The organism is Pseudomonas campi, assembly GCF_013200955.2.
Classification (GTDB): Bacteria; Pseudomonadota; Gammaproteobacteria; order Pseudomonadales; family Pseudomonadaceae; genus Aquipseudomonas; species Aquipseudomonas campi.
Window position 1 is genome coordinate 1,855,352 of the sequence record NZ_CP053697.2, and the last position, 26,565, is coordinate 1,881,916.

The following is a 26,565-nucleotide window of genomic DNA, read 5'->3' on the forward strand; positions in this document are numbered from 1 at the left end:
TTTCAGACAGCTAGGGCTTTTGCGCACACGGCAGCGCGCTCCTTAAAGAGCGGGGGCAAGATACCAGCTAAGGTTTATGCGCAAAAGTGATGTTTTTGTATAAGGCAAGAACTAAAGATACTAAGAAGAACGGCGAATATGACCTTTTACCTTGAGGTGATGGATTGCCTGGTCTTAACTGTCATGGCGAACCACCCATAACCACAATAAAGGGGGAAGCCATGACCGACCATTCCGAACCAGACAGCCAGGACAGCCTCGCCGACGCCCGCGCCATTTTCGTACTGATAGTGCTGGTCGTCACCACTGCGGTGTTCTGGGTTAGCCAGCAGTAGCCTGTGAGGGCAACAAGAGCCAGCGATGGGCAGCCAGCGCTGGCTTTTTTGTGGCGCAGGGTCGAGGGGGGCCGAATGCTCGGCTCGGCTCGGTATACTGCGCGGCAAATTTCCCTGAATAACGATTCATGAGTGCTCTTTTGCGCATCTTTCTCGCTGCCTGCCTTCTGCTGACTTGGCTGCCGGCCCACGCGGCTTCGGTGGTCTTTCTCAATCCTGGTTATGCCCACGAGCGCTTCTGGGTCGATTACACGGCCTTCATGCAGGACGCTGCAGATGATCTGGGCATGCAGTTGCATGTGCTCTATGGCGCGCGGGATACGCAAACCATCCTGGCCAATGCCCATGCGGTGCTGCAACGCGAGGAGAAACCCGACTACCTGATCTTCGTCAACGAACAGTATGTGGGGCCGGAGATCCTCCGCCTGTATGCCGACAGCGGAATCAAGCTGCTGGCCCTGCACAGCACCCTGACGCCTGAGCAGCGAGCGCGTCTGGGGGGACCTCGGGAGAAGTACCGTAACTGGATAGGTAGCCTGGTCACCAATGACGAAGAGGCCGGCTACCTGATGGCCAAGGCGTTGATCGAGCTGGACCCTCAGGGCGAGATGGTGGCGTTCTCCGGCATCAAGCAGACGCCGTCGGCCACCCTGCGTGAGGCGGGCTTGAAGCGGGCTCTGGCCGAGCACCCGCAGGTGCGTCTGCGCCAGGTGCTGTTTGGTGAATGGAAGGAACAGCGTGCCTACGAGCAGGCCAAGGCCCTTTTACCGCGCTACCCGACTCTCCATCTGGTGTGGGCGGCTAATGACGAGATGGCCTTCGGTGTGATGCGGGCGGCTCGGGAGCAGGGGCGCAAGCTGCATTACGCGGGCCTGAACACTTCTGAGCGGGTGTTGCAGGCGCGGATTGATAAACGGATCGAGGTCCTGGTCGGCGGCCATACCATCCTTGGGGGCTGTGCCATGGTGCTGTTGCATGATCATGCGCGGGGCCTGGATTTCGCCGAGCGCGCGGCGGTACGGAGCAGCAGGCAAGACTCTTGCGCCTGCTGGATCAGCGTGAGGCGCAGAACCTGCTGGCGTACATGCACAAGCCCGGTGAAGGGCTGGACTTCAGACGTTTCAGTGCCGAGGGTAATCCGCAGATGCGGGAATATGCCTGTGCCATCGATGCCTTGTTGCGCTGAGTTCAGACTCCGGCGAAGTGCAGCACCAGCTGCACCACACTGAAGATCACCAGCACGAAGATGGCGGTGAACAGCACGCCGAGGATCACGAAGTGGCTCGGTTTGCCGCGACTGAAATCGCGGGCGCGGCGCTTGCCGCTCTGCACGCCGAAGGCTGCGGCCAGCACGCTTTGCAGCATCTCGCCGAAGGTCAGGGGCTTGTCGTTTTGCTCGTCGCTCATGGGCACCTCCTTTCCCACAGCGTAGCCGCAAGCCAGGCCACTGGCTCGGGGTTCAACTACAGGTCGGCATCCAGCGCCTGCACACGCTTGCGCTCCAACTCGTCAAAACGGCTGGCCTGCAGTTCGCTCAGGGCGTTCTGCAAATCGGTCTGGCTAAGCCCGGCGGCACGCAGGCGGTCACGTTCGCTGGCGTAGTCGCTGAGGCGCTGCTGCCACTCTGCCTGTTGCTGATCCAGCTCGGCCAGGCGCTGCGCCGCTTCGCTGCCCAGGGTCTGTTCGCGCAGCAGGCGGATTTCTTCGGCGCTGGCACCTTCGGCCTGCATGGCCTGGGTCGTCGCATAGAGTTCGCCATAACGGGTGCTTTCGCTGCGAGCCTGGCGCACGTCTTCGGGTAATTGTGCTTCCAGTTCGCTCAGCGCCTGTTGTTGCTGACTGTCGCTCAAACCCTGCTGCTTGCTGAGGGCCAAGCGCTGCAACATGTACTCGTCTTCGGCGTTTTCGCGGGCGAAGAATGCCTGGTATTCCTCGGTGGAGAAGAACTGCTGGCGTATGGCGTTGAGCGCTTCGTAGCGCTGGCGCAGGGTGTCAGGGTCCAGGGTGTTGTCGTGACGGGGCAGCACCTGCAGGGCGATGCGGTAATCCACATAGCGGCGCAGCAGGTCACGCGCCTGGTCCAGGGCAACACCTTGCAGCTGGGAGGCCAACTCGCGATGGATGCGCCGCAGAACCTTGTCGACCCCTTCTTCTTCCAGCCCGGCGAGGTAGAACTCGAACAGTTTTACCAGTGTTGCTTCGATCAATAACTGGCCCTGGGCATTCTGGCGCAGTTGCACGCCGTGATGGCTGCCCTGCAGGGAGGCAGGCAGTGGGCCGGGGTCGCTCAACTGGGCTGCTGGCGTCTGTTGCAGCTGCTGGTTGAGGGTGCTGGCCTGCTGGCTGCGCGGGTCAGTCGGGATCGCGCTGCTGGGCGCGCTCTGGGCCTGGGCAGTGGGCGGTGTGGCATCGCTGAGGAGCAGCGTGGTGCAAATGCCGAGTGCGCTGAAACCGGCGACGGCCAAGGCACTCAGAAGAAATCTGGTGGACATCGATAGCTCCTGACGACGGGCATGCGCGGAGGGGAGCCGGCATGCCCGCCTACAACTTACAGGCCGAGATTTTTCAGGCGATTGGCCTGATTCACGTAGAGGCTTTTCGGATTGGTTTCGAACAACGACACCAGCCCCAGAACCTGGTTGGTGACGTCCAGGTGGTTCATCATGTAGTTGTCCTTGAGCACCTTGCCGAAGTGGCTGGAGCAGCGCCCGGTCACACCGTCGTTGGATTCGCTGATGGCCAGCGAGGTGATGCCGAACAGTGGGTCGGAGATATCTATTCCGGTGGTCAGCTTCCAGGTGCCGCTCATGGAGTACATGCGCACGCTGTTGCCGGCAATGCTGGCGGTTTCCGGGCCAGCGCCGCAGGAGGTGGTGGGGATGCCGGTCGGGAATTTGGCGTTGTTGGCTGCGGAGCCGTTCTTGTTGAACTCGGCGAGCATGGCGCGGATGTCCGACTGGCTCTTCTTGTTGTTCGACATCAGGTTGACCAGGTCACCCACGGCGTTGGCGAATACGTCGAAGGCTACGCCCTGCAGGGTGCCGGATGGCGCGATGCCGGTGACCACGTCGGCGATTGGCGTGCCCTTGTGGGGTGTATTCAGGGTGGTGACCGAGGCGACCATGTCCGGCCGCGTGTTCATCACGTAGCGCGCGGTGATACCGCCCTGGCTGTGGCCGATCAGGTTGAACTTCTTCACGGTACCGCCAGAGGCGGCGCGGATCTGCTCAAGCTGGGCGATCAGTGCTTCGCCGCGCTTGGCCGAGCTGTCGAAGGCGTTGATCTTGGGTACATGGACCTTGGCCCCTTCGCCCTGCAGGGCGCTGGGAATCTTGTACCAGTAGTCGATGAAGGCAATGGTGTCGAAGGCAAAGATGCCAGGCACCAGGACGACGGGGTGTTTGGTTTGTGCCGTAGTACCAGCTGTGGCGGTGAGGGTCGTGCAAAGGCTGGCGGCAGCCAGTGTCGAGACGAGCAGCTTTTTCATGGAGGGTACCTGTGTGGATCTGTTTTTGTTTTTGTTGTGGCCCCGCACACAGCAGCGGAGGTGGCGGTTATCAGACCACCGCAACGCCGGTACGGCTTGTAAGAACTGATGAAAGCCAGTGCCTGGCGATAAAATAAATGTGATACACGTCACGCTGAGGCGGCGTCGGCTAGCCGAAAAATTCGTCCCTGTGTAACCCTTCGCCAACAAAAACAATAAGAGCAGCGGTGATCAGCCGACTGCCAGGTGGGGATCTTCATGCTGCCTATCGACGCGCCGGTCCTGCTCTATCTGTGGGACAAACGCACCTTTCATCTCGGTCAGTTCCACCAGTCACTGCAGCTTTCACAGGCTGCGGCGATGCTGCTGTTTGGCCTGGATGGCCCGCTCTATCTGGAGTCCCAGGGCAGTCAGGTGGTGTGTCATAGCGCGCTGTTGCCGGCCGGTTTGGATTTGAGCGTGGATAGTCGCTGCTCACGCGTAGCGATCTGTTATCTCGACGTTTTCGGCGAAGATTTCGCGCTGTTGGCGCCGCGCATGGCCTCCTGCCAGGCCAGTGTGCTGCACGGCCTGGATAGCGAGAGTGCCTGCATCCAGCGTTTCGACCAGTTGCACCGCAGCAGCGCATCGCCAGAGTTGCTCTACGCCTGGATGGATGAGCTGATCAATCCGCAGCAGCAGGTGCCGGACGGCTTCTCCCTCGATTCGCGCATCGTGCGTACCATCGAGCTAATCAAGGCCGATGTGTCGTGCAACCAGTCCATCGATTACCTGGCCCAGCAGGTCGGCCTGTCGGTGCCGCGCCTGACGCAATTGTTCCGCCAGAAGATCGGTATTCCGATTCGGCGCTACCGTCAGTGGCATCGCCTGTTCGTTACCTCGGTTGGCGTGGCGCGCGGCATGAGCCTGACCGAAGCGGCGGTGGCCGCCGGCTTCACCGATTCGGCGCATTTCAGCCACACCTTCCGCAGCATCATCGGCATGACTCCGTCTGCCGTGCTGGCACACCCTCATGGCGTGCGCTTGTTTGCCGGTTAGTTCTGGATTGAGCCGCTGCCGGCACTAGGGCAAGCTGCCAGGATTGATCACTACCGAGCCCGGCATGTCCGACAGCGACTTCCCCGATGACGCGCAGCAGAGCGAACGCACCCGCGAAGTCATCCTGCGTTACCACCTGAGCTGGAAGCACCGCGACCTCGAGGCGGTGCTGGCGCTGTATCACCCGGATATCGAATACAACGACTTCTTCCAGCAGCGTTGCATGCGCCTGGCCGAGCTGCGCGAGTACGTGCAGCACAACCTGCCGCGCCAGCCCGGCGAGGCGCTGGAACACAGCGACCGCATCCGTATCGACGGTCACACCGCGTTCATCCAGTACCGCCTGTGCCTGCAGGGCAGCGATGGCCTGGTGTCGTTTCGCAGCGGCGAGGCGATCACCGTGCGCGATGGGCTGATCTGGCGGATCAACGAGTACGCGACCTTGCTGCGCGAGGAACGGGCGGTCAGTGCCGGTGGCACCGCGCGCCCGGCCATCAGTCGCCTGGGCCTGTCGGCACGCCAGCTCGGTCAGCTCGCCCAGGACCTGCAGGAGTACTTCCAGCAGCACCAGCCTTTCCTCGACCCCGAGCTCAACCTGCAGCAGGTCGCTGCGGCCACCGGCTACAGCCGCAACCAGATTTCCCACCTACTCAACCAGGTGCTCGGGCAGAGCTTCTACCGCTACGTCAACCAGGCGCGCCTGCAGCACCTGCTCGATGGCCTGGCGGCCGGCAGCGATTCGCGTCCGGTGGATGAGCTGGCGTTCGCCGCCGGCTTCAATTCGCTGTCGGCCTTCTACAGCTGCTTCCGCCGGCATACCGGCCTGTCACCCAAGGCCTATCTCAAACAGATTTCCTTGCGGGCCCGCACGCACGACAAGCCCTGAGGCGACTGACTAGGCTCTGCGCATTCCCCCTTTGTGGAGCATGCAATGAGCGACTGGCGCACCCTCAGTCTGTGGATGGATCAGCTCGACGAGCCCCTTGAGCCACGGCCCGCCCTGGGCGCCGAGCTGCAGGCCGACGTGGCGATCATCGGCGCTGGTTACACCGGGCTGTGGACCGCCTATTACCTCAAGCGCCAGGCACCGCAGCTGCGCATCGTCATCCTCGAAGCCGAGACCGCCGGTTTCGGCGCATCCGGGCGCAATGGCGGCTGGCTGATGGGTAACCTGCTCGGCGAAGACCGCCTGCTGGGCGACTTGCCGGCCGCACAACGCAAGGCCGCGTTCGACCTGCTGCACGGCATTCCCGATGAAGTCGGCGCGGTCTTGCAGCGCGAAGGCATCGCCTGCGACTACCGCAAGAGCGGCGTGCTGTATTGCGCGGCGCGCTATCCGGAGCAGCAGGCCAGTTTGCGTGAGCAGCTGCAAGGCCTGCGCGCGCTGGGTCTGGGCGAGGAGGATTACCGCTGGCTGGAGCCCACCGAGCTGGCCCAACAACTGCGCATGGCCAACCCCTACGGCGCGCTGTTTACCCCGCATTGCGCGACCCTGCAGCCGGCCAGGCTGGTGCGTGGCCTGGCCCGCTGCGTCGAGTCCCTTGGGGTGGAAATCTACGAGCAGAGCCGCGTGCTCGACTGGCAACCGGGCCTGCTACGCACCGCCCACGGCAGCGTTCGCGCCGACTGGATCGTGCCGGCCGTGGAAGGCTACGCCGCCAGCCTGCCGCCGCTGGGTCGCTATCAGTTGCCGGTGCAGAGCCTGCTGGTGGCCACCGAACCCTTGCCGGCCGAAACCTGGGCGCAGATCGGCCTGGAGCGTGGCCAGGCCTTCAGCGAGGCCAGTCGCCAGGTCACCTACGGCCAGCGCACGGCCGATGATCGTCTGGTCTTTGGCGCCCGCGGCGGTTACCGCTTCGGTGGCCAGTTGCGCACGGATTTCAATCTGACCAGCGATGAGCGCCAGCTGCGCCGCTACCTGTTCGGCGAGCTGTTCCCCCAACTACGCGAGGTGCGCCTGAGCCACGCCTGGGGCGGCAACCTGGGCATGGCCCGGCGCTTTCACCCGCACATGCTGGCGGACCGGCGCAACGGCATCGCCCTGTCCGGTGGCTACGGGGGCGAAGGGGTCGGGGCGAGCAACCTCGGTGGCCGCACCCTGGCCGCGCTAATCCTCGGCCAGGACAGCGAGCTGACCCGCCAACCCTGGGTCATGCGCGACGGCCACCTGAGCCAGCTGCGCAGCTGGGAGCCGGAGCCGTGCCGCTGGCTCGGCTACAACGCCATCATCCAGAGCTTCGTGCATGAGGACCGGGTGCTGGCCGATCCGCACAGCGCGCCCTGGCGCCGCCGCCTGGCGCAAAACATGGCGGGCTTCATGGAAAGTTTCATGCGTTAGTTAGCGTTAATCGATCCGGAGAAAAACGTGAATATCAGTCATTTCAAGAACACCGCCAGCCTGCTGCTGGAGGAATCCAACCCGGTGGCCGTGCCGCTCAGCGAGCCGGTTGCGGTCACCTCGGTGACCAGCGTCGAGCGCAGCGACGGCGTGGAAACCGGCGTGTGGAAGTGCACACCAGGACGCTGGCGCCGGCAAATCGTGCAGCAGGAGTTCTGCCACTTCATCGCCGGGCGCTGCACCTTCATCCCCGACGTGGGCGAGCCGATCGCGATCCAGGCCGGCGACGCCATCCTCTTTCCCGCCAATACCACCGGTATCTGGGATATCCAGGAAACCCTGCGCAAGAGCTATGTGCTGATTTTCTGAACCCGCTGCCCCTCCATCCTTGCCAACAAGAACAACTACCGAGGTAATTCCATGCTGAAGAAAATCCTCCCGCTGATGCTGCTGGCATCGGTCAGCCAGGCCGCAGAGAGCGTGCGCATCTACAACTGGGCTGAATACATCGCCCCGGATACGCTGAAGAGCTTCGAGAAGGCCAGCGGCATCGCCAGCCACTACGACGTCTACGACGGCAACGAAACCCTGGATGCCAAGCTGATGGCCGGCCACTCCGGGTATGACGTGGTGTTCCCCTCGGACCACTTCATGGCCCGGCAGATCCAGGGCGGCGCGCTGAAGAAGCTGGACAAGAGCCGGCTGCCCAACTGGCAGAACCTCAACCCGGTGCTGCTGCAAGCGCTGCAGGTCAACGACCCGGGCAATCAGTATGGTTTCCCCTACCTGTGGGGCAGTACCGGCATCGGCTACAACGTCGACAAGGTCAAGGCGGTGCTCGGCGACGGGGTGGTGCTGGACTCCTGGGATCTGCTCTTCAAACCGGAGAACATGGCCAAGCTCAGCCAGTGCGGGGTAGCGGTACTCGACAACGGCCCGGAGCTGCTGCCGATCGCCCTGCATTACCTGGGGCTGCCGCACCACAGCCAGAACCTCGACGACTACAAGAAAGCCGAGAAACTGTTGCTGGAGATGCGCCAGAACGTGCGCTATTTCCACTCCTCCAAGTACATCAGCGAGCTGGCCAACGGCGATATCTGCCTGGTGGTGGGCTTCTCCGGCGATGTCATGCAGGCCGGCAGCCGCGCCGCCGAGGCCGGTAATGGGGTGAAGATCGAGTACGTGATCCCCAAGGAAGGCGCTCCCATGTGGTTTGACATGGTGGCCATGCCGGCCGACGCACCGAACGAGGCCGAGGCCTATGCCTTCATGAACTACCTGCTGCAGCCCGAGGTGATGGCCGGCATCAGCAACCATGTGCACTACGCCAACGGCAATGCCAAGGCCGATGGCCTGGTCGATCCGGCGCTCAAGGCCGACAACAAGGTTTATCCCCCGGAAGCGGTGCTGAGCAAGCTGTACACCCTGCAGGCCATGCCGCTGAAGATCGATCGGGTGCGCACGCGCATCTGGAGCAAGGTCAAGAGCGGGACCTGAGGCGTCTAAGCCTCTGGACAGGCGCTAACGCAAAAGGCCGGGGATTACCCGGCCTTTTGCTAGGCGTTGCGCGTTTACTGGCGGTCGATGCGGTACAGCGTGGTGCTGCCACTGACCTCGTTACCCACCACCAGCAGCGGCACGCCCGCCAGCGGGCTGCGCTCGGCGGGAATGACCATGACCCCTTCCGGGCCGAGGTCGCCAGCTTCGGCGGCAGGCGGCGTGGCAGCTGCATTGCGGTTGCTGACCAGCTCGACGAAGCGCGGTGCCTTGGGGTTGCTCAGGTCGTAGACCATCACCGCGCTGATGCGCTCCAGGCCGATAAAGGCATAGGGCTTGCCCCACAAGGTGCTGATGGTCACGCCTTCCGGCTCCGGGCCTTTGTCGTCGCTGCGTCCGTCCGGGGTGTTTTCCTTGTGGTTGCTGTTGAACAGGGCGGGCAGGCGCTCGGCGCTGATGCGCTCGAAGTCCGCGCCACTGTCATACAGGCGCGCGCCCTCGCTGCTCCAGATCGAGAAGGAGCGGGCGCCGAAGGCGTAGATGGCGTTGTAGGTGCCGGTCTGCGGATTCAGGCCGCTGGCCTTGCTCACGGTCAGGCGGCCGAGGTTGGCGGTTTGCTTGAGCGTGCCGGCGTCGGGGAAGACGGCCGGGTCGAGCAGGTAGGCGGTGCTGCCGACACGGATTTCCTCGTTGTAGCCGCCATAGGCGCGGGCATCGCCCTCGTTGGCGGTGACCAGGTAGGTCAGCCCGCGCTGGCTGAAGCTGCTGATGGCGTCCGGCTGGTAGAGGCCGCGGATCGGCCAGTTGCGGATATTCACTGCCGAGTCCTTGTCGCTGGCGTCCAGTTCGTTGCCGGCCAGCTGATGATCCTTGTAGCCCAGGCCGTGTACCGCCTTGATCCGGGCGCGGCGCACGTCGATTTCGGCGATGGCATTGTTCTCCTGCAGGGTCACCCAGGCGCGTTTGCCGTCCTTGCTGAGGGTGATGTATTCCGGCTCGAAGTCCTGGGCCACACTGGCGTTGGGGCCGAACACGCGGATCGACGGGTCCAGCTGCTCGCGGCTGAAGGCGCGGAAGTCGGCGGTGCGCACGTTGGCCTGGCTCAGGCGGCTGAGGCGTTTGGGTAGGTCGATGATGCTCACCGAACCTTCCGGGTCGACCTGGTAGTCGTCGCTCGGCTCGCCTTCGTTGGCCACCAGCACGCGCTGGCCGTCGTGGCTGAAGATCAGCATGTCGGGTAGGGCGCCGACCTGGACCCGGCCGCGGATCTGGCCATCGGCATCGAGGAACACCACCTGACCCGGTTCGGTCTTCACGCTGTTTTCCACGGCGGCGGCAACCAGGCCCTTGTGCACGGCCACGCTGTTGATCGAGCTGCCATAGGCCGACAGGTCGATATTGAACAGCAGCTTGGGCTGGGCCGGGTCGCGGATGTCCAGGACGTCGAGCTTGCCGCTGGCGGCGTTGACCACGAACAGGCGTTGGCTGCGCGCATCATGGGCGACGATTTCTGCCGCGCCCTGCTCGAACAGGCCACTCTGGTAAGTACCCAGCGGGCTGATCTTGAGCGTGTGCGGCGAGTTGCCGGCGATAGCCGGAGTGGCCAGCAGCGAGGCGAGGGTGAGGGCCGAGGCAAGGCGGGTAAGGCGCATGGGGCAGTCCTGGAGGCGAAAAGGGCTGCTCAGCATGTTGGCTGCAGATGTCGGCACCGTTAACGCCAGAAGAACCTTTTCTGACAGCCTTGTCGGCGTATCCAAGTTTCCTGGGGGCTGCTGCATCTTTTGCAGGGGCATCCCACTCGCCTGCCTTGCCAGGGTGTTGCTTCATTCAGAGTGCGCGGTGCGCACCAATGACCTTGTGCAGGTGGTTAGAGGGCTTGCAGCGTCGCGTGGATTTCTTCGAAAGCGGGGCGCTGCGCCGGTTGCTCGCTCAGGCAGCGATCGCGCAGCTGGGTGAGGGCCGCGGGCAGCTCAGCGTCCATGCAGCGCTCCAGTAATTCTTCGAGCAGACAGCCGAAGGCGCGCACCTCGATCCGCTGCAGCGCCGCGCCTGTCGTGCTGCGCGGGGCGAAGAACGAGGCGGCACCAAAGTCGCCGAGCAAGCAGTCACCCTGCGGGTTTACCAGCAGGTTATGCGCATACAGGTCGCCATGCAGGATGCCCTGGGCATGCAGATGGGCCACGGCTGCGGCTGCGCCGCGGGCGATGCGCAGGACTTCGGCGCGGCTGAAGCGGCGCTCGGTCGGGTACTGGTCGCGGGTGCAGCTGGCCAGCGAGGGCGGGCCCGCCAGTACCCGGTAACTCGGTTCGATCAGTTCCAGCAGCAGGCCGGCCGGTGCGCCAGGTTGCTCGGCCAGCGGGCCGGCCACGCGAATCAGGTTGGGGTGGGCGCCGGCAGCCAGGCAGGCGGCCATTTCACTGTGGGGCAGGCCGTCGCTGGTCAGCGCGCCTTTGAACAGCTTGGCCGCCATCGCCTGGGGTGGTTGGCCGGGGCGCGACCACTGGGCGCGGTGGATCATGCCGCTGGCGCCCTGGCCGAGCAGTTCGCCGAGATCCAGCTGCGTGCGCGCTATCGGCGGGTGCGGATGGCGAGCCAGGGCCAGGGCTTCTTCGCGGTCGCTGAAGGGGTTGCCGGCAAAGGCCAGCCAGCTCAGGCGCGGTAGCTGCAGCAGCCAGTCGGGCAGGCTGTCGAGGCGGTTGGCGGCAATGCGTAGCAGTTCCAGGTTGCTGCAGGCGGCCAGGCTGTCCGGCAGGCCGGTGAGCTGGTTGCCGGCCAGCATCAGCTTCTGCAGGCGCGGGCAGTCGCCCAGCTCCTGCGGCAGCTGGCTGAGCTGGTTGTCACTTAGGATCAGCCAGCGCAGGGCCTTGGGCAGGGCGGCGGCGGGCAGGTGACGCAGGCAATTGGCCTTGAAGCCGACCATCTCCAGTTGCGGGCAGTCGCCGAGAACTTCCGGCACTTCCGTGAAGGGGTTGTCCGAGCAGAACAGCACCTTGAGCTTGTGCAGGCGCGGCAGGTCGGCGGGCAAGCTGCTCAACTGGTTGGCGGACAGGTTGAGCACTTCCAGGCTGTCGGCCAGGTCGAAGATTTCCTGGGGGAATTCGCGCAGCTCGGCGGACAGGTCCAGACGGGTGACGCCGGCCAGTTCGCCACGGCGGAGTTGTTCGAGGGTGTGCATGCGGGTCGGCAGGGCGGCTGGAAAAGGTCGCAGAGGGTAGCATTTTGCCGACGGTCCGGCAGTCATGCTTCAGGGGATGGCGAATGCATTGAACCTCTGTTCCATCAAGGCACAAGCCTGCAGCGGGACCGAGGGGTGGCAGGCTGATGTAGGGTGGATCGCGCTTCACCGATCCACCGAGTGGCGCCCTGGTGGATGTAAAAGGCGACATCCACCCTACGCAGCTTGCCAGTCCGTGGGTCGATGGCCACTCCGTGGAAAACCGCGCAGCGTTCTCACAGGGTTTCTACAGCCAGCGGCGCACGCGGCTGCAGTACTGCGCGTAGGGTTCGCCGAACTTGGCGCCGAGGGCGCGTTCCTCCGGGCCGATCTGCATATGGTTGAGGTAGGCGACGAACAGCGGTAGGCCGAGCAGGCTCAGTGGGTTGCCGAGGAATATCGCCCAGCCGCCCAGGCACAGGAGCATGCCCAGGTACATGGGGTTGCGGGTGAAGCCATATACGCCGTTGCTGACGATGCTGCTGGTGGCGCTCGGGCGGGTCGGGTTGATGGTGGTGCTGGCCTGGCGAAAGGCCAGGACACCGGCGCCGGCCACGCCCAGGCCGCAGATCACCAGTAGCACGGCCAGCGCCAGTTGCCCCGGCAAATCGAAGCCCAGGCTCGGCAGCAGGTAGGCCAGCAGCCACATGAGCAGGCCGCAGACAAACAGTACCAGCGGTGGCGGGATCTTCAGTTCGAGGGCGGACATGGGCACGGCTCCTGGCGGGGGGTGCGCCGATTGGTGCACGGCGCCACCGCCGCTGGCAAGCCCGGGCGCCGTTTCAGTCCGCAGAATGGCGCTGTTGACGTTTGCGCTCGACCAGTTCGGCAGCTCGCGCGCGCAGCTGGCCGCAGCCGCCGTCGATGTCCTGGCCGGCGCTGTTGCGCACCTTGGTCAGCACGCCGCGGCTATGCAGGTAGCGCACGATCTGCACGATGCGGTCGCCGTCGGGGCGCTGAAACTCGTCGGCTTCCAGGCTGTTGTAGGGGATCAGGTTGAGCACCGCGTACTTGCCCTTGAACAGCCGGAGGATCTCGTCCATCTCCTCCTGGCTGTCGTTGATGCCTTTGAGCAGCGTCCACTGGTACTGGATCGGATAGTCGACGGCGCGGGCGTAGGCCTCGCCCAGCTCCATCAGCTCCGCGGGATCGATGCGCGGTGCGCGCGGCAGCAGTTGCTGGCGCAGCTCGGCATCGGTGGTGTGCAGCGACAGGGCCAGGGCCGGCTTGATTCGCTGCTGCGGCAGGCGCTCGAACACCCGTGGGTCGCCAACGGTGGAGAACACCAGGTTCTTGTGGCCGATGCCACCTTCCGTGCCGAGCAGGTCGATGGCTTCCAGCACGTTGTCGAGGTTGTGCGCCGGCTCGCCCATGCCCATGAATACCACCTTCTTCACCGGCCGGAAGCGCCTCGCCAGGGCCACCTGGGCGACGATCTCGGCGCTGCCGACCTGGCGCAGCAGGCCGCTCTTGCCGGTCTGGCAGAACACGCAGCCAACCGCGCAGCCGACCTGACTGGATACGCACAGACCGCCGCGTGGCAGCAGCACGCTCTCGATCATCTGCCCGTCGGCGAGCTCAACCAGCAGGCGTGCCGAGCCGTCGGCGCCAGGATGTTCGGAGCGCAGGCGCACCAGGTTGTCGAGGTCATCACTCAGTTGCGGCAGGCCGGCACGCACGGAGAGCGGCAGGAAGTTCTCGCTCTGCTGGCGGCGGGTGCCGGTGTTCAGCGGCTTGCCCTGCAGCCAGGCACGCACCACCCGGCCGCTGTGGGCAGGCAGGGCGCCGAGGTCGGCAAGGCGTTGGTGGATGTCGGGGATGCGCATGGGGCGCGCATGCTACCACTGCGCGCGGTAGCGGCGAAGCGCGGCCGGCTCGGCGGGCCTGGCCCGCCGAGCGCAGTCGGTTACTGGGGTTCTACGCGGATGGCCAGTGCCGAACTCAGGCGAATCACCACCTGGCGGTTCAGGTACTCGTCTTTGAGCTGCACGTCCGGGCGCACCTGCACGGTCTTGCGGGTACCGTCGGCGAACTCCAGGGTGGCAGTGCGCTGCTTGGTGTCGAGAACCTTGACCACGGCCGTGACCTCGACAGTATCGGCCACCAGCAGGCCTGGCTTGGAACCGGCCGGCGGCGCGGCAACCAGCCCGGCGGCACCATCTTCACTGGCAGCGCCCGGCTCACGCAGGTACACCATCTGTTCCAGAACGACCGTGGCATTGACCTTGTCGCCGACTTTCAATTGCGGGAAGTTGATCATTTCCGGACTGGCGGTAAAGCTGTGCTGCTTACCTTGCGCATCCTCCAGGGTGACGCTGCTGGTGGCGTAGTTGATGGCGCTGACCACCGCGTTGATCTCTTGAACTTGAGTTGCCACGCCGCCGGGTACGCCCTCGATGGTGACCTGACTGGTGTCCACGTCGCGGCTCAGCGGTTCATTTTGTGCCGGGCTGCTGCAAGCGCCGAGCAGCGAAGCACTGAGCAGCAAAAAACCAAGATTATTGATGGTGGGCATGGACATTCTCCTGATGGGTCTTAGGGCTTGGTGTGGCGGATTTCGTAGAGGGCGTCTTCGCTGCGCATTGGCGTCAGGTGAATCGAGTAGCTGGGCGAAGGCTGGCCGATAACCATTTCGTTCAGGTTGTACTGCACATTCAGCTTCAGGTATTTGACCTCTGCCGGGCTGAGGGTGACCTTCTGCTCGATATCGCGAACCGGCCATTTGGCTGCCGGGCTCAGACCGGTAATCCGCACGCTGTGGGTTCCCGGCGCCAGTTCGAGATGCCGATACTGGTTGAACTTCAACGCACCGATGCTCTGGCCGTCGATGAACACTTCCGGGTAGTCGAAGCGCAGGGGTTGCATCAGACCCGGATTGCTGGCTTCGGGGCGATACAGGTAGAGCACGGCATTATCAGGGTTGGAGGGGGGTACGGCCTGGAAGTAGGTGGGGCTGCTGCAGGCAGTGAGCAGCAGGGGCAGAAGCAGTAAGAACCGACGATGCATGCTGGGCATCCTTGTCCGGTGGCGGGGGCGTGACGATTGCCGACCGCATGCGGCCGGCTGGCTAAGGTTAGCATGGCGATGCATCAGCGGGCCGGGGTACGTCTGTGCTATGGTGCGCGCCGGAAAAAGTGTGGGGACACACAGATGAAATACATACACCAGCGCGAACACCTCAACGAAGACGACATCGTCGTCATCGAGTGCTCGCAGCCCTGCAATATCCGCCTGATGAGCGATGCGAACTTTCGCAGCTTCAAGAATGGCGGGCGCCATGCCTACCACGGCGGCGCGTTCGACAAGTTCCCGGCGAAGATCACCGTGCCCAACAGCGGCTTCTGGAACATCACCATCGACACGGTAACCCGCCGCGCGATCAGCGTAACGCGCAAGCCGGCGCTGAAACATTCGATCAAGATCATCCGTCGCTCCAGCTCCAGCCTGAGCTGATTCACCGGCGTTACTCGACGCTGGCGCGCTGTTGGCCGGGGCTGCCCAGGCGGTACTGGTTTTCGCCGCTGCGCTTGGCCTCGTACATCGCCAGGTCAGCGCTATGGATGAGTCGGTCCATGCTCGGCGCATGATCCGGAAACACCGCGATGCCCAGGCTGGCACCGATACGCTGCGGGTTTTCGCTGCCGAACGGTGTGGCCAGGGCGGCGAGAATCTTCTCGCCAATCTGTCGCGCCTCTTCTTCCAGGACACAGTCCAACGCCAAGCCTTCAAGGATGACGACGAACTCGTCGCCGCCAATCCGTGCCACGCTGTCCGACTCGCGTAGCGCGCCCTTGAGCTTCTGCGCGGTGGCGACCAGCACCTGGTCGCCGGCGGCATGGCCGTGGGCATCATTGATCGCCTTGAAACCATTGAGGTCGATGAACACCAGTGCCACTCGTGTCGCGTTACGCCGCGCACGTTCCAGGGCATTGCGCAGGCGGTCCTCGAAGACCAGGCGGTTAGGCAGGCCGGTCAGCGCATCGTGGTGGGCCAGTTGGTGCATCTGGTTGGCCCAGACCTTCTCCTCGGTGATGTCGCGCACCACGCCCAGCATCTTCACCGCCGCGCCCTCTGCGTTCTTCACCACGTTGCCGGTCTCGCGCAGCCAATGCAGGCTGCCGTCCGGCCAGATGACCCGGTATTCCTCGTCGTGGTTCTCGCCCGTCTCGATACAGCGCAGCTCGCCGGCACGCACCCGCTCGCGATCATCCGGATGCAGGCTGGCGCAGAACAGCTCGTAACTGGGCGTCACGGCGCCGACCGCATGGCCGAACATGGCGTAGATGGCCTCGGACCAGTACAGGCGATTGGTGTCGATATCCCAGTCCCAGGTGCCGATACGGGCGAAATACTGGCTGTGCTTGAAGCGCTCGATGTCTTCCAGGGAGCGCTCCGCTTCACTGGCCGGCTGCAGGAGGACGAGGTTCTCTGCGGTTTCGTCGAGGCGGCAGACTGCCAGCGCGAGGCGGCTACCCGTGGCGCTGACTATGTGCAGGCGTTGCCCGGCTGCCAGGGGTTCGGCTTGCGCCAGCTGCGGCACGGCGTCCGTCAGGGGGGAGCCAAGCAACTCGCTGTCGGCCTTGCCCAGCAGACGGGCGGCGGCCTGGTTGTGCTGGCGAATATGCCCGTTGCGGTCGATCAGCAGTACGCCGTCGCTGAGCTTGTCGAATAACTGATCGTGCAGTGCCAGCCGTTGCCGAGCCTGGTGCTCACGGCGCAGCAGGCGGGTCAGCAGGAATATAAGAAGCAGAGCAGCGGCGAGGGCAAGGATGATCAAGGGCATTTTGCTGGTTCAGGGCTGCTGGAGCCCGTTGGAGAGCCGAAGATGGGTGGCATTATGCCTGCGCCGTTCAAGCAGTTGGGGCTCGGTAGTTGCTTAACGACCATTCGGGCTGCCCCGCGCGGCCATTACTCAGCTGTTCCCCCAATAAGCCCGCGCTGCGCGGCTCTGGGCGCAGGTGCCCGAGGGCTCTGTCGCGCCGGATGGCGGGCCTGCCTGGTTTTCTACGGCCGCTGCTTTAGACTGCCCGGCTCCATAGTTGCCACCACGGATTGTGCGCATGTCCCGACCAGCCAGCCCCCTTTCATCGCCGTCGCGCCCGCGTCGGTTCTTCTGGTGGCTGGCGCTGGCGGTGATTGTGCTCGGTGCTTGCGCCGCGGGCGGCTGGTGGTGGCTGCGGCCACCAGTGCCCGCGCCGCTCGCCCCGGCGCAATGGGTGGATGAGCAGCAGTGCCAGACGTGCCACGCCAATGCGGTAAAGGCCTGGCAAGGCTCGCACCACCAACTGGCCATGCAGCCGGCCACGGCGCGTACGGTGCTCGGTGATTTCAGTGCTGCGCCCCTGCAGAACGATGTCGAGAGTACGCAGTTTCGCCAGGCTGGCGATGAGTTCTGGATCAATACCCAGGGCGCGGATGGCCAGCGCGCCGACTTCAAGGTGGCCTATACCTTTGGCCTCGAACCCTTGCAGCAGTACCTGCTGGCGCTGCCCGACGGACGTCTGCAGGCCCATGTCGCGGCCTGGGATACGGACAAGCGGCGCTGGTTTGATCTGTACCCGAACCAGGCTGTCGACCATCGCCATCCGCTGCACTGGAGCGGCGCTCAGCAGAACGCCAACGCCATGTGCATCGAATGCCATACCACGGGCTTTGCGCGTGGCTTCGATGCTAGCCAGCAGCGCTTTGCCAGTCGCTGGCAGGCCCTGGGCGTGGGCTGTCAGAGTTGCCATGGCCCGGCGTCCAATCACCTGCAGGAGGCCAATGCTGAGCGCTCGGTGTCGGCCAATCACGGATTTGCGCTCGACCTGCGCAGTGCCGATAACCAGGCCGAAGTGGAAACCTGTGCCCGTTGCCACAGCCGCCGCAGCCAGCTGGGCGGCGAGCCGGCGCCTGGCGCACCGCTGTACAACGCCTATCTGCCTGCTGGCCTGAGCGCGCAGCTCTATGAGGTCGACGGCAAGATCAAGGAGGAAGTGTTCGAATACGGCTCCTTCGCCCAGAGCCGCATGCAGGCCGCCGGGGTGCGTTGCTCCGATTGCCACGAGCCACACAGCGCCGAGTTGCGCTTGAGTGGCAATGCGCTCTGTACCCAGTGCCACAACCCCCAGGCCCAGCCACGTAGGGCCGCTATCCAGAGCAGCGGCCTGCGCCGCAAGGACTACGAAAGTCCGGCCCATCACCGCCATGCCACGGCTTCGGCCGGTGCGCAGTGCAGCAGTTGCCATATGCCCGGCAAGTGGTATATGCAGGTCGACTACCGTCACGATCACAGTTTCTCGGTGCCCGATCCGGCGCAAGCGCAGGCCCTGGGGCACAGCGATGCCTGTCTGGGCTGCCATGTGCAGGACAAGCCGCAGGTGATCATCCAGGCCTTCAACGACTGGTATGGCCAGCCAGAACCCCGCGACGGCGGCTATGCCAGGGCCATGGCTGCCGCGCGTGCGGCCCGGCCCGGTGCTGCGCTGGGCTTGCACAAGCAGCTCGCGCGTGAGGATCTACCGGGGCTGCGCAGGGCGGCACTGCTCGCCGAGTTACCGCGCTATCCCTCGACGGCAGCGCTCAATGCGGCGCAGCAAGGTCTGCAGGCCCCTGATCCGGCAGTCCGTTTGGCGGCCGTCGATGCTTTAGCGGCCCTGGCTGCGCCGCAACAGCTGGCCCAGTTGCTGCCTGCGTTGTTGCATGATTCGCGGCGGGCGGTACGCCAGGCGGCGGCCTGGCAGCTGCTGCAGTTGCCTGAATCACTGCGACCCGTGGGCGGAGCCTGGCAGGCGGCCCTGAATGACTATGAGGCCAGTCAGCGCGCCCAGTTGGATCGTGCCGAGGCGCTGAGCAATCTGGCCAGCCTGTACCTGCTGACCGGGCGCGGCACGCAGGTGCGCAGTCTGTTGCACCAGACCCTGCAGCGCGATCCGCATTTCCATCCGGCGCGGGTGATGCTGGCGCAGCATCTGGAGCAGTCTGGGCTGACCAGGGCAGCGCTGGAGGAGCTGCAGGAAGGGGTACGCGACTATCCCCAGGACGCCTCCCTGCAGCACGCTCTCGGGCTGCTGCTGGTGCGTCAGGGCGAGAAAGACAAGGCACTGCCGGTGCTGGAACAGGCCAGCAGACTAGAGCCAGACAACAGCGAATATGCCTATGTCCTGGCCGTTGCCTGGCATGACAGCGGGCGTGCGGCAGAGGCCATCGAGCTGCTGCGGCAACAGCTGCAGGCTCACCCGGACAACCGCGCGGTGCGTATGGCACTGGCGGGCTACCTGGGAGCGCAGGGCCGTACTGATGAAGTGCAGGTTCTGCGCGATGAGCTGAAAGCCATCAACCCCGACGATCCCCTGGTGCAGTGAAAACCTGGGCGTAACTGCCTAGCCTGTTCTGTTTACGCAGATTCGGCGGCATTGCTCAGAGCCGTTGCAGGAAGCGCACGATGGCCTTGTCGACGATCTGCGGGTGGGTGACCGGCCCCATGTGGCCCAGTTCCTCGAACTGGCGCCGCTCTGCATGGGGCAATACTGGCAGCAGCAATTCGGCCACGGCATGGGCCGCATCGGGCGAATGCTTGCCGAGCAGATAGAGCACCGGCATGTCGAGCTGGGCAAAGGCCGCCAGTGGCGTGGGCTCGGTCAATAGCGCATGGGCCCAGCGCCGTACATTGCGGGTGGAGGCGGCTATCGCCGGTTTGCGCTGCTCCGGCATGTGGGCCCAGCTGCCGGCGCCCATCCAGTAGTCGATAAAGCACTCGGCGGCGCGTTCCGGCTGGCCCTGGTCAAGGGCGCTACTGGCTGCCGCCACGGTCGCGCGGATGCCATCGGCGCGGTTGGGCGGCGGCGTCTGCGCTTCGATCAGGGCAAACAGGGTCGGCTCATACAGCACCAGGGCGCGTACCCGGCGCGGATGCTTGAGGGCGGCCAGCAGGGCGATGGCGGCACCGTAGGAGTGACCGATCAGGACGAAGGGGGAGCCGGCCCGGGCCAGCACCGGTTCGATGAACTCGACTTCATCGCGCAGGCTGATGAGCCGATCCGACGACCAGTCCGGGCTTTTGCCCGAGCCATAGGAGTCCGGTGCCAGGACATGGTGGGTAGGCGCCAGGCGTTCGCCCAGGTCGCGCCATTGGCTGGAGGTGCTGGCATTGGCGTGCAGGCAGACCACTGCGGGGCCATGCCCGGCTTCGAGCACGAAGGGCGCGTGGGTCGTGGGCATGGTGGCTTCCTGTGTCGGTGGACTGATGAAGGCAGCCTAGCAGTGATCACCGCTGAGCCCCGCTAACTGCCATGTCGGGGCAACGCTGGTTCGCCGGCGCGAGTTCCTGCCTGCTGCAGTTGATGCGGCGCGCACAGAAAAATCGTTAGCCAGTTGGGAGTTTCCCGCTCGCCGGCTCGCTTTTCCGATGGCCTGCGGTCACTCTGTGGCTCTTTTCAGCCGTCGTCATTACAGGAGTACGACCATGAGCAGGATTTCACCGCTGGCCATCACCTTGGCTTTCGCGCTCGCCGCGCCAGCTGCTTTCGCCGACGAAGCAGCAACCGATTCGAGCACGATCAAGGACTCCGCCAAGGCGGCCGTGTCTACGGCGATTACCGCCGGCAAGAACCTGCTGGGTGGCGTGTCGGACGGCGTTACCGAAGGCCGGGTGGAAGCCCAGGGCACCGATGGCTCGATCGTCGTCTCCAGCCTGGAGCAGCTCGATGGCCAGGTCAGCGTGCAGTTGCTCAAGGTCGAGACTGCCGAAGGTGACAACCTGAATGCGCTGCTGGGGTTCAAGAACACCACCGACAAGCCGCTGCGCCTGATCAACCTGCGCATGACCGGCGCCCTGCTGGCCATCGACCAGGAGGGCTATTCCAGTGCGCCATTGCCGGGTCTGGTCAACCCGGACGACGTGACCATTCCAGCGCTGACCGGCGTGCGGCAGAAATTCGTCTTCGAGGGGCCGGTCGAGGGCGTGCAGTCGATCCGTCTGTGGGGGCGCGATTTCGAGGTGAAGAAGTAACCCCGCCCATCAGGCAAGAAAAAGCCCGCATCTGCGGGCTTTTTTGTTCCGGTTATAAGGTTTCAGCGCTTGATCACCGACAGGCTGATCAGCCGTGACACCACCAGCGCCAGGTACATGACCCCGGCGAATTCCTCGATCATCACCAGCGAACGGGCCATGGGCGTCACCGGCACGATATCGCCCAGGCCGACGCCGGACAGGGTAGTGAAGCTGAGGAACAACAGCTCCATCCAAGTGCGTGCCGCCTGTGGCTCGAGCATCGCGGTGAAGCTGCCGGGCAGCAGCAGCTGGCAGAAGGTGAACAGGTGGGCGAAGGCCCAGGCCAGCAGGGTAAAGGTCGCGCCGACCGCGTACAGCTCATCGGTGGTGGCGTGCTGGTCGGCGGTCATGTAGGCGATCAGGCTGGCTGCCGCATAGAAGTAGAAGGCGGCTTCCAGGATGGCGATCAACCATTCCAGTACGGGGCTGGGTAACAGGATGTTGATCGACGATAGCGCCAGCACCAGCAGGGCCAGCAGTACGGCGACCCAGGTCTGTGTCGGGCTGCGCTTGACCACATGTAAGGCCATGCCCAGCACCACCAGGCCGAAGGCACCGAACAGCGCACGGCCGAGCGCGGTGGCTTCCATCCAGGGGTAGAGCAGCACACCGAGCAGCTGCACGAACAGCAGGCCGGCAGAGGGATGCAGACGGATATAGGTGATGGGCGACATGGGCTTCCTGCGTTGTCTCGGGATAATGGGGCAAGTGTAGGGGGCGGTGTCCGCTGTTTTAGTCGAGCAGTCGGCGTACGTACGCGCCGACCACCCGGCCGTCGAAGTGCTGCTGGAGTCGGGGGCCGGTGAGCAGGGTGATCAGTAGCAGTTAAGGCATCAATTCGGAACCGGCACGTGCGCAAAAGGCTGCCGGCATTATGCCCGGATGTGCCCAGTGTGCCTGCGGATCGTGGCGGGCGGTCAACGGGGAGCCCGCTCTGCCTCGCCGATGTTGATCCGACCGGCCCCAGCCACCCGGCGGCCCTGGGGCGTCTCGGCCAGGCGCAGGGTGACGCGGAATTCCGCCCAGTCGATGCCGCGCAGTTGCACATGGTCTGGCGCGGGGCCGCACTGGGCCAGGGTGAATCCCTGATCCGGCGAGTCCTGGGCGTCGAGGAGGAGGTCGACGCCCCAACCCATTTCGGCATCGATAGCGCGGCCGCGCGCCTGTTCGGCGGCATAGGCCTCGGCGAGCTCGGCACTGGCCAACGGTTGTTCCCGCAGCCACTGTGTCACGTCCCGCTCCGGCGTCTCGACGATCAGCACCAGGTACTGGTTCATGAAGGCCACGGCCAGCTCGGCGTCTTCGCGGCAGTCGGCGAAGGCGGGGCTGGCCAGCAGGGCGAGGCTGAACAGGGGGCTACGCAGCAGTCGTGCGCGCGAGTGGGGCGTGGCCATGAGATCCCTCTGCTGGCAGGTGGTGGGGGCGCAGCTTAGCCGAATCGCCAGCGCCCAGCAGCAGGGCCTGATCAGGCCTGCGGCTGCACGCTTGGCCCAGGCACGGCTCGGCGCAGTGGGTGCAGCAGCAAGCCGAGGGTGTCCTGTTCCGCCGGCGCTTGTGGCGCGATTACGCCGACCCGTGCGGGCGCACCATGGCGGCGGTAGGTGCCGAACAGCTGGTCCCAGAGTGGCAGGGCGGTGCCGAAGTTGAGGGCTTCGTCCACGTTGACGCTGTGATGCCAGCGGTGCAGCTCGGCGCTGCCGATCAGGTAGTTCAGCCAACCCAGGGTGCCGCGGCTGTTGGCGTGGGTGGCGAACGACTGGGTCTGGCTGAACAGTCCGGCCAGGGCGATGGCTAGCGGATCGAAGCCCAGCAGCCAGAGCGGCAGCACATGCACGGTCTTGCGCAGCAGCAGATCCAGCGGGTGGGTGGTGAAGTTGTTGGTCACATTCAGCGCGCTGGGTCGATGGTGGACGAAATGCACGCGCCACAACCAGCCGCCTCGGTGCTTGAGGCGGTGCAGCCAGTAGTCGCCGAATTCTCCGAGCAGGGCCGCGAACGGTACCGCCAGCCACAGCGGCAGCGCGGCGGCGGGGCCGGCGCCGTGCGCGTTGAGGTGCATCACCAGGCCACGGATCAGCAGATCGGCCAGCGCGTCGGCGCCCAGCAGGGCGATGGCGAACAGGGCGTCGCGGCGGCGGTCTGCGGGTTGGGCGCGCCAGTCTTCGCGGTAGGGCCAGCGCCATTCCCAGAAGGCGAACCAGGCCAGCACCAGCAACAGGCCGCCGAGCAGCAGGGGCATACTGCCCCAGTGGAGTTGCAGCACCAGCGCGGCCCAACCGGCTGCCAGCAGCAGGGCGCCGAGGTGGGCCCAGTTGAGAGGAGGGAGAGTGTGCATGCGGGCTGTCTTCCATTGGGTGGGGATGCTAGTTTTCGCCTCCCGTCCTGCGGCTGCATTAACCTGGGTTTATGACCGACGACTCTCTGTACGATTGCCTGGCCTGTGCGCCGCACCTGCTGGGTCAACTCGACCGCCATCCGCAGCTGGCCGCGCGCTGGCAAACCCTGCCACGCCGCGAGTACGCGGCCGGCCAGCCCTTGCTCATGGCCGGCCAGGCGGTCGAGCGGGTCTGGTTCATCGCCCGTGGCCTGGTGCGGGTGGCGCACCTGTCAGCGCAGGGCGTCGAGCGCAATGCCGCCTTCCATGCCGAAGGCAGTTGGGTCGGCTGGGGCACGCCGCCCTTCGCCACGACCAGCCCGGTGGATATCTTCGCCCTGGAACCGACCCAGGTGCTGGAGCTGGGCTATGCCGAGCTGCGCTTGTGGCAGGCCGAACTGCCGTTGGTGCAGGAACTGCTCAGCGACGCCATTCGCGCCGTGCTGGCCCGTAGCGCCCAGCGCGAGGCCGAGCTCTTGCTGCTGGATGCCGAGGCCCGCTATCGGGCCTTCCTCGAGCAGCGTGGCGAGCTGGCCGAGCGCATCCCGCTGCACCATGTGGCGAGCTATCTGGGTATCACCAATGTGGCGTTGTCGCGCATTCGCGCGCGCATGGGCTTGGTGCGGGGGCGTCGCTGACACCTTGTAATGCAGCGAACTGGACGGCTGCTAGGGGACCGTATCGGGGCAGGTGCCCGCAGTTTTAGCCGAGCAGTCGGCGTACCTGTTCGATGACCTGGGCCTCGCGCTGCAGCCAGTCGCCGTCGACTTCCGTCCAGGGGCGGGCATGCCGCTGCAGCCAATCGCGGCAATCCTGGTAAAAGCGCTGGCGGTCGGCCAGTTGCGGCTGGCAGCGCTGGCCGTCGTCGTGCCAGTCCACGCCCTGCGGCGAGAGCAGCAGGTGCAGGTCGTAGTGCCGCTCCAGCAGTGCCTGTTCCAGCCACGCCGGGCAGTCGCCGAACAGGGCCTGGCTCCAGAGGATATTGCTCAGCAGGTGGGTGTCGAGGATCAGCAACCCGGGTGCCTGGGCGCGTGCCGAGTCTTCCCAGGCCAGCTGGCCACGGGCGATGGTTGGAATATCCGCCAGACAGGTGTCACGACACTCCTGCTCGATGAAGTGGCGCACGTATTCGCCGACCACCAGACCGCCGAAGCGCTGCTGCAGACGCTCGGTGAGGAAGGTCTTGCCGCTCGACTCGGGGCCAGTGAGCACCACGACCTTCATGCCGGCTGCACCCGCGAGGCACGCCATTCGCGCAGGCCGAGCACGGCCAGCATGGTGAACACCGCGTACAGCCCGGCTGTCAGCCAGTAGCCCTGGAAAGCGAAGAAGCCGACATAGAGCACGTCGACCACAATCCACAGCACCCAGCATTGCCAGCGCTTGAGCGCCATCCACAACTGGGCGAGCAGGCTGAAGGCGGTGAGCAGGGCGTCCGGCCAGGGATGGATGGCCTCGGTCAGGCGATCCATGGCCAGCCCCAGCAGCACGCCGAACAGCAGCGCCACACCCAGACCGATCAGAATCTCGTTGCGGCCCGCTCCGCTGACCGGCCGTTTGCCGTTGGCATCCACGTCCTGGCGCCACTGCCACCAGCCGTACAGCTGCATGGCAGCGAACACGCCGTGCAGCAACACCAGGGAATACAGGCGGGCATCGAAGAAGAACCAGGCATAGAGCAGCACCATCACCAGACCGATGGGCCAGCACAGCGGGTTCTGCCGCACGGTCAGCCAGACGGAGGTGATGCCGAGGGCGGAGGCGATGATTTCCAGGGGCGTCATGGGCGAGGTCGGTGGCGATGAAGGAAGTGCGGCAACCGCTCCGGGGGGGGCGCCCGGCTCGGTTCGAGGCGGGCGCAGTCTACCGGATCAGCCGAGAAGCTGGCGCGCCAGGGTTTCGGCGTGCTGGCGCAGTTCCGGCACGGCCGTGCTTTCCCAGTAGTGCGAGCGGAGCATCGGACTCAGCAAGTAGAGCCCGGATTGAGCGCGTCCTGCAGCATCCAGCAGATGGTAGTGGTCATCGACCCTCAGGCCAATGCGATTGTCGTCCTGAACCAACTCGCCACGAGCCTGCAGCGCACTGAGCATGGGCTCGTCCAGGTGCCGCAGATCATTGCACGGGCCCGTGCAGTTGATGATGTGATCGACCTCCAGCGTGCGCAGCTCCTGGTGGCCACGCGGGCGGATCTGCAGCTGCAGGGCAGCGCCGGTCGAGGTCGCCGATACCAGGCGAGCGGCCTGGGTGCGGAGCTGTCCAGCCTGTCGCAGTTGTTCGATGCGAGAGGCGATGATCGGTGCCGCACGGTGGCGATGCACATCCCAGTAGGGCTGCAGATGGCAGAGATAACGCCCCCGCTCGTGGGTGTCCAGGCTCTGCCAGAGTGCCGGTGTAACGGGGCGTAGGGCGGCTACCGCGTCACGCCAGTCGAATCCATCGGCTTCGGCGTCGCGAACGAAGGTGCGAATCCGGGCGAGCAATTGGCGCGCACTGCCTTCGACCAGCAGATTGCTGGGGAGCTGGGGCAGGCGCGGATGTTCGGCATTGTCGCGATGGCCATGGGGCTGCAGGGCCCGCCGCGAAATGGCCAGCAGCGGCGCGCGGTGTTGGCGCTCCTGCAGCGCCAGCGCCATATCGTACATGGTCAGCCCGGAGCCCAGCAGCAGGATGCGGGCATCTGCCGCTATGCCCTGCAGGGCACCGGTGCGCCAGGGGTCATCGATATAGCGACTGTCCCCAAGCAGATGGGTGAGGACGCCTGGGGTGGCCGGCGTGAAGTTACCGGTAGCGATCACGACGTTATCGCTGTCGATCTTCCGGCCATCCTTGAGGCAGAGTCGGTACTGGTTGTCCTCGCGTCGCAGGTCGATCACATGGGCGTGCATGCCGTCGAAGGTGACCACCGGAGGGCGATTGGCGAGGGCTTCGGTGAGGCGCTGCTGCAGGTAGTCTCCGAAGAGACGGCGTGGCAGAAAATCGCCGGGTTGCGCGTCGGGCAGTTCCTGGCGAGCGAAGTCGAGAAAGTCGCTTGGCTTGTCGGCGAACAGGCTCATGCGCTCGGCCGGCACATTGAGGATGTGGCTGGCCGAGCGAGTGCCATAGGCCAGTCCGCGTGCGAGCGGGCCCGTGCGATTGATCAGGCGTATATGCAGCGGGCGATCAGCCTTTTGCAGCAGATGGATGGCAAGGGCTGTGCCGCAGAAACCGCTGCCGATGATGCTGATTCGTTGCATGGGTACGCCCCCCGATAG

26 protein-coding genes and 1 pseudogene are annotated in these 26,565 nt (G+C 65.0%); 10 read left to right on the forward strand and 17 right to left on the reverse strand.

The genetic code is table 11. The features are described 5' to 3' along the window. Positions 1–463: 463 nt before the first annotated feature. Positions 464–1,521: pseudogene (locus HNE05_RS08585) on the forward strand (ABC transporter substrate-binding protein). A 2-nt stretch (positions 1,522–1,523) separates the two neighbouring features. On the opposite strand, the gene HNE05_RS08590 reads toward HNE05_RS08585, so the two are convergent. Genes HNE05_RS08590 through HNE05_RS08600 form a run of 3 tightly spaced genes read right to left on the reverse strand, consistent with a single transcriptional unit; the run spans position 1,524 to position 3,822 of the window. Next, the gene (locus tag HNE05_RS08590) at positions 1,524–1,742 is read right to left on the reverse strand and encodes a DUF2970 domain-containing protein (RefSeq protein WP_173205644.1); all 219 of its coding nucleotides are present in this window, start codon (positions 1,740–1,742) and stop codon (positions 1,524–1,526) included. Between the two features lie 56 nt (positions 1,743–1,798). Beyond that, positions 1,799–2,827 (reverse strand): lipase secretion chaperone, encoded by a 1,029-nt coding sequence (locus HNE05_RS08595; protein ID WP_173205646.1) that lies wholly within the window; start codon positions 2,825–2,827, stop codon positions 1,799–1,801. Positions 2,828–2,883: 56 nt separating this feature from the next. Next, a complete protein-coding gene (locus HNE05_RS08600; protein WP_173205648.1) occupies positions 2,884–3,822 on the reverse strand; it encodes an esterase/lipase family protein in 939 nt (312 codons plus the stop codon). 258 nt (positions 3,823–4,080) lie between these two features. On the opposite strand from HNE05_RS08600, the gene HNE05_RS08605 reads away from it, so the two are divergent. From HNE05_RS08605 to HNE05_RS08625, 5 genes are all read left to right on the forward strand, one after another. Further along, positions 4,081–4,860, forward strand: a complete 780-nt coding sequence (locus HNE05_RS08605) for an AraC family transcriptional regulator (protein ID WP_173205650.1) — start codon at positions 4,081–4,083, stop codon at positions 4,858–4,860. A gap of 64 nt (positions 4,861–4,924) precedes the next feature. Beyond that, complete coding sequence (locus tag HNE05_RS08610) at positions 4,925–5,746, forward strand: AraC family transcriptional regulator (protein ID WP_173205652.1); 822 nt, start codon at positions 4,925–4,927, stop codon at positions 5,744–5,746. A 45-nt stretch (positions 5,747–5,791) separates the two neighbouring features. After that, positions 5,792–7,198: an NAD(P)/FAD-dependent oxidoreductase gene (locus HNE05_RS08615; RefSeq protein ID WP_173205654.1), complete on the forward strand. Its 1,407-nt coding sequence runs from the start codon at positions 5,792–5,794 to the stop codon at positions 7,196–7,198. A gap of 27 nt (positions 7,199–7,225) precedes the next feature. Then, positions 7,226–7,567, forward strand: a complete 342-nt coding sequence (locus HNE05_RS08620; protein ID WP_173205656.1) for a cupin domain-containing protein — start codon at positions 7,226–7,228, stop codon at positions 7,565–7,567. A 51-nt stretch (positions 7,568–7,618) separates the two neighbouring features. Next, positions 7,619–8,695 carry a polyamine ABC transporter substrate-binding protein gene (locus tag HNE05_RS08625; protein WP_173205659.1) on the forward strand — a complete coding sequence of 359 codons (1,077 nt, stop codon included), beginning with the start codon at positions 7,619–7,621 and terminating at the stop codon, positions 8,693–8,695. A 74-nt stretch (positions 8,696–8,769) separates the two neighbouring features. On the opposite strand, the gene HNE05_RS08630 is transcribed toward HNE05_RS08625, so the two are convergent. The 6 genes from HNE05_RS08630 to HNE05_RS08655 all read right to left on the reverse strand — a co-directional run bounded on the left by HNE05_RS08630 (position 8,770) and on the right by HNE05_RS08655 (position 14,915). Then, complete coding sequence (locus tag HNE05_RS08630) at positions 8,770–10,347, reverse strand: choice-of-anchor I family protein (protein ID WP_173205662.1); 1,578 nt, start codon at positions 10,345–10,347, stop codon at positions 8,770–8,772. A gap of 215 nt (positions 10,348–10,562) precedes the next feature. Continuing rightward, a complete protein-coding gene (locus tag HNE05_RS08635; protein WP_173205667.1) occupies positions 10,563–11,870 on the reverse strand; it encodes a leucine-rich repeat-containing protein kinase family protein in 1,308 nt (435 codons plus the stop codon). A gap of 286 nt (positions 11,871–12,156) precedes the next feature. After that, complete coding sequence (locus HNE05_RS08640; RefSeq protein ID WP_173205670.1) at positions 12,157–12,618, reverse strand: methyltransferase family protein; 462 nt, start codon at positions 12,616–12,618, stop codon at positions 12,157–12,159. A gap of 73 nt (positions 12,619–12,691) precedes the next feature. Beyond that, the gene (locus HNE05_RS08645) at positions 12,692–13,735 is read right to left on the reverse strand and encodes an RNA methyltransferase (protein WP_173205674.1); all 1,044 of its coding nucleotides are present in this window, start codon (positions 13,733–13,735) and stop codon (positions 12,692–12,694) included. Positions 13,736–13,815: 80 nt separating this feature from the next. After that, the gene (locus tag HNE05_RS08650; RefSeq protein WP_173205678.1) at positions 13,816–14,424 is read right to left on the reverse strand and encodes a hypothetical protein; all 609 of its coding nucleotides are present in this window, start codon (positions 14,422–14,424) and stop codon (positions 13,816–13,818) included. Positions 14,425–14,444: 20 nt separating this feature from the next. Next, positions 14,445–14,915 carry a DUF2846 domain-containing protein gene (locus tag HNE05_RS08655; RefSeq protein ID WP_173205681.1) on the reverse strand — a complete coding sequence of 157 codons (471 nt, stop codon included), beginning with the start codon at positions 14,913–14,915 and terminating at the stop codon, positions 14,445–14,447. Positions 14,916–15,059: 144 nt separating this feature from the next. Here HNE05_RS08655 and HNE05_RS08660 point away from each other — a divergent pair, with 144 nt between their 5' ends. Further along, a complete protein-coding gene (locus tag HNE05_RS08660) occupies positions 15,060–15,362 on the forward strand; it encodes a DUF1883 domain-containing protein (protein ID WP_173205684.1) in 303 nt (100 codons plus the stop codon). Positions 15,363–15,372: 10 nt separating this feature from the next. Here HNE05_RS08660 and HNE05_RS08665 read toward each other — a convergent pair whose 3' ends face one another. Further along, the gene (locus tag HNE05_RS08665) at positions 15,373–16,692 is read right to left on the reverse strand and encodes a sensor domain-containing diguanylate cyclase (protein WP_173205701.1); all 1,320 of its coding nucleotides are present in this window, start codon (positions 16,690–16,692) and stop codon (positions 15,373–15,375) included. 277 nt (positions 16,693–16,969) lie between these two features. Here HNE05_RS08665 and HNE05_RS08670 point away from each other — a divergent pair, with 277 nt between their 5' ends. Beyond that, positions 16,970–19,252 carry a tetratricopeptide repeat protein gene (locus HNE05_RS08670; protein ID WP_173205704.1) on the forward strand — a complete coding sequence of 761 codons (2,283 nt, stop codon included), beginning with the start codon at positions 16,970–16,972 and terminating at the stop codon, positions 19,250–19,252. Positions 19,253–19,307: 55 nt separating this feature from the next. Here the strand turns inward: HNE05_RS08670 and HNE05_RS08675 are convergent, their stop codons facing one another. After that, on the reverse strand, positions 19,308–20,108 hold the full coding sequence (locus HNE05_RS08675) for an alpha/beta fold hydrolase (protein WP_173205706.1): 801 nt from the start codon (positions 20,106–20,108) through the stop codon (positions 19,308–19,310). Positions 20,109–20,352: 244 nt separating this feature from the next. Here HNE05_RS08675 and HNE05_RS08680 point away from each other — a divergent pair, with 244 nt between their 5' ends. After that, positions 20,353–20,898: a hypothetical protein gene (locus HNE05_RS08680; RefSeq protein WP_173205708.1), complete on the forward strand. Its 546-nt coding sequence runs from the start codon at positions 20,353–20,355 to the stop codon at positions 20,896–20,898. 62 nt (positions 20,899–20,960) lie between these two features. Here the strand turns inward: HNE05_RS08680 and HNE05_RS08685 are convergent, their stop codons facing one another. From HNE05_RS08685 to HNE05_RS08695, 3 genes are all read right to left on the reverse strand, one after another. Further along, entirely contained in the window at positions 20,961–21,614 is a 654-nt protein-coding gene (locus tag HNE05_RS08685) for a potassium channel family protein (protein ID WP_173205710.1), read from the reverse strand. A 243-nt stretch (positions 21,615–21,857) separates the two neighbouring features. Beyond that, positions 21,858–22,334, reverse strand: a complete 477-nt coding sequence (locus HNE05_RS08690) for a hypothetical protein (protein ID WP_173205712.1) — start codon at positions 22,332–22,334, stop codon at positions 21,858–21,860. 71 nt (positions 22,335–22,405) lie between these two features. Then, complete coding sequence (locus HNE05_RS08695; RefSeq protein ID WP_173205714.1) at positions 22,406–23,275, reverse strand: sterol desaturase family protein; 870 nt, start codon at positions 23,273–23,275, stop codon at positions 22,406–22,408. Positions 23,276–23,346: 71 nt separating this feature from the next. On the opposite strand from HNE05_RS08695, the gene HNE05_RS08700 reads away from it, so the two are divergent. After that, positions 23,347–23,952, forward strand: a complete 606-nt coding sequence (locus tag HNE05_RS08700) for a Crp/Fnr family transcriptional regulator (RefSeq protein ID WP_173205716.1) — start codon at positions 23,347–23,349, stop codon at positions 23,950–23,952. A gap of 64 nt (positions 23,953–24,016) precedes the next feature. Here HNE05_RS08700 and HNE05_RS08705 read toward each other — a convergent pair whose 3' ends face one another. The 3 genes from HNE05_RS08705 to HNE05_RS08715 all read right to left on the reverse strand — a co-directional run bounded on the left by HNE05_RS08705 (position 24,017) and on the right by HNE05_RS08715 (position 26,547). Next, complete coding sequence (locus HNE05_RS08705) at positions 24,017–24,538, reverse strand: AAA family ATPase (protein WP_173205717.1); 522 nt, start codon at positions 24,536–24,538, stop codon at positions 24,017–24,019. Then, complete coding sequence (gene pnuC / locus HNE05_RS08710) at positions 24,535–25,098, reverse strand: nicotinamide riboside transporter PnuC (protein ID WP_173205719.1); 564 nt, start codon at positions 25,096–25,098, stop codon at positions 24,535–24,537. The genes HNE05_RS08705 and pnuC overlap by 4 nt, the downstream gene beginning before the upstream one ends. A gap of 87 nt (positions 25,099–25,185) precedes the next feature. Next, positions 25,186–26,547, reverse strand: a complete 1,362-nt coding sequence (locus tag HNE05_RS08715) for an FAD/NAD(P)-binding protein (protein ID WP_173205721.1) — start codon at positions 26,545–26,547, stop codon at positions 25,186–25,188. Between the last annotated feature and the right edge of the window lie 18 nt (positions 26,548–26,565).

Coding starts and splice junctions, on each gene's coding strand:
- HNE05_RS08670 (WP_173205704.1), top strand. CDS start 16,970: ATGTCCCGACCAGCCAGCCCCCTTTCATCGCCGTCGCGCCCGCGTCGG.
- HNE05_RS08675 (WP_173205706.1), bottom strand. CDS start 20,108: ATGCCCACGACCCACGCGCCCTTCGTGCTCGAAGCCGGGCATGGCCCC.
- HNE05_RS08610 (WP_173205652.1), top strand. CDS start 4,925: ATGTCCGACAGCGACTTCCCCGATGACGCGCAGCAGAGCGAACGCACC.
- HNE05_RS08680 (WP_173205708.1), top strand. CDS start 20,353: ATGAGCAGGATTTCACCGCTGGCCATCACCTTGGCTTTCGCGCTCGCC.
- HNE05_RS08650 (WP_173205678.1), bottom strand. CDS start 14,424: ATGCCCACCATCAATAATCTTGGTTTTTTGCTGCTCAGTGCTTCGCTG.
- pnuC (WP_173205719.1), bottom strand. CDS start 25,098: ATGACGCCCCTGGAAATCATCGCCTCCGCCCTCGGCATCACCTCCGTC.
- HNE05_RS08590 (WP_173205644.1), bottom strand. CDS start 1,742: ATGAGCGACGAGCAAAACGACAAGCCCCTGACCTTCGGCGAGATGCTG.
- HNE05_RS08630 (WP_173205662.1), bottom strand. CDS start 10,347: ATGCGCCTTACCCGCCTTGCCTCGGCCCTCACCCTCGCCTCGCTGCTG.
- HNE05_RS08625 (WP_173205659.1), top strand. CDS start 7,619: ATGCTGAAGAAAATCCTCCCGCTGATGCTGCTGGCATCGGTCAGCCAG.
- HNE05_RS08700 (WP_173205716.1), top strand. CDS start 23,347: ATGACCGACGACTCTCTGTACGATTGCCTGGCCTGTGCGCCGCACCTG.
- HNE05_RS08685 (WP_173205710.1), bottom strand. CDS start 21,614: ATGTCGCCCATCACCTATATCCGTCTGCATCCCTCTGCCGGCCTGCTG.
- HNE05_RS08655 (WP_173205681.1), bottom strand. CDS start 14,915: ATGCATCGTCGGTTCTTACTGCTTCTGCCCCTGCTGCTCACTGCCTGC.
- HNE05_RS08690 (WP_173205712.1), bottom strand. CDS start 22,334: ATGGCCACGCCCCACTCGCGCGCACGACTGCTGCGTAGCCCCCTGTTC.
- HNE05_RS08715 (WP_173205721.1), bottom strand. CDS start 26,547: ATGCAACGAATCAGCATCATCGGCAGCGGTTTCTGCGGCACAGCCCTT.
- HNE05_RS08705 (WP_173205717.1), bottom strand. CDS start 24,538: ATGAAGGTCGTGGTGCTCACTGGCCCCGAGTCGAGCGGCAAGACCTTC.
- HNE05_RS08595 (WP_173205646.1), bottom strand. CDS start 2,827: ATGTCCACCAGATTTCTTCTGAGTGCCTTGGCCGTCGCCGGTTTCAGC.
- HNE05_RS08600 (WP_173205648.1), bottom strand. CDS start 3,822: ATGAAAAAGCTGCTCGTCTCGACACTGGCTGCCGCCAGCCTTTGCACG.
- HNE05_RS08665 (WP_173205701.1), bottom strand. CDS start 16,692: ATGCCCTTGATCATCCTTGCCCTCGCCGCTGCTCTGCTTCTTATATTC.
- HNE05_RS08695 (WP_173205714.1), bottom strand. CDS start 23,275: ATGCACACTCTCCCTCCTCTCAACTGGGCCCACCTCGGCGCCCTGCTG.
- HNE05_RS08660 (WP_173205684.1), top strand. CDS start 15,060: ATGAAATACATACACCAGCGCGAACACCTCAACGAAGACGACATCGTC.
- HNE05_RS08635 (WP_173205667.1), bottom strand. CDS start 11,870: ATGCACACCCTCGAACAACTCCGCCGTGGCGAACTGGCCGGCGTCACC.
- HNE05_RS08615 (WP_173205654.1), top strand. CDS start 5,792: ATGAGCGACTGGCGCACCCTCAGTCTGTGGATGGATCAGCTCGACGAG.
- HNE05_RS08645 (WP_173205674.1), bottom strand. CDS start 13,735: ATGCGCATCCCCGACATCCACCAACGCCTTGCCGACCTCGGCGCCCTG.
- HNE05_RS08640 (WP_173205670.1), bottom strand. CDS start 12,618: ATGTCCGCCCTCGAACTGAAGATCCCGCCACCGCTGGTACTGTTTGTC.
- HNE05_RS08605 (WP_173205650.1), top strand. CDS start 4,081: ATGCTGCCTATCGACGCGCCGGTCCTGCTCTATCTGTGGGACAAACGC.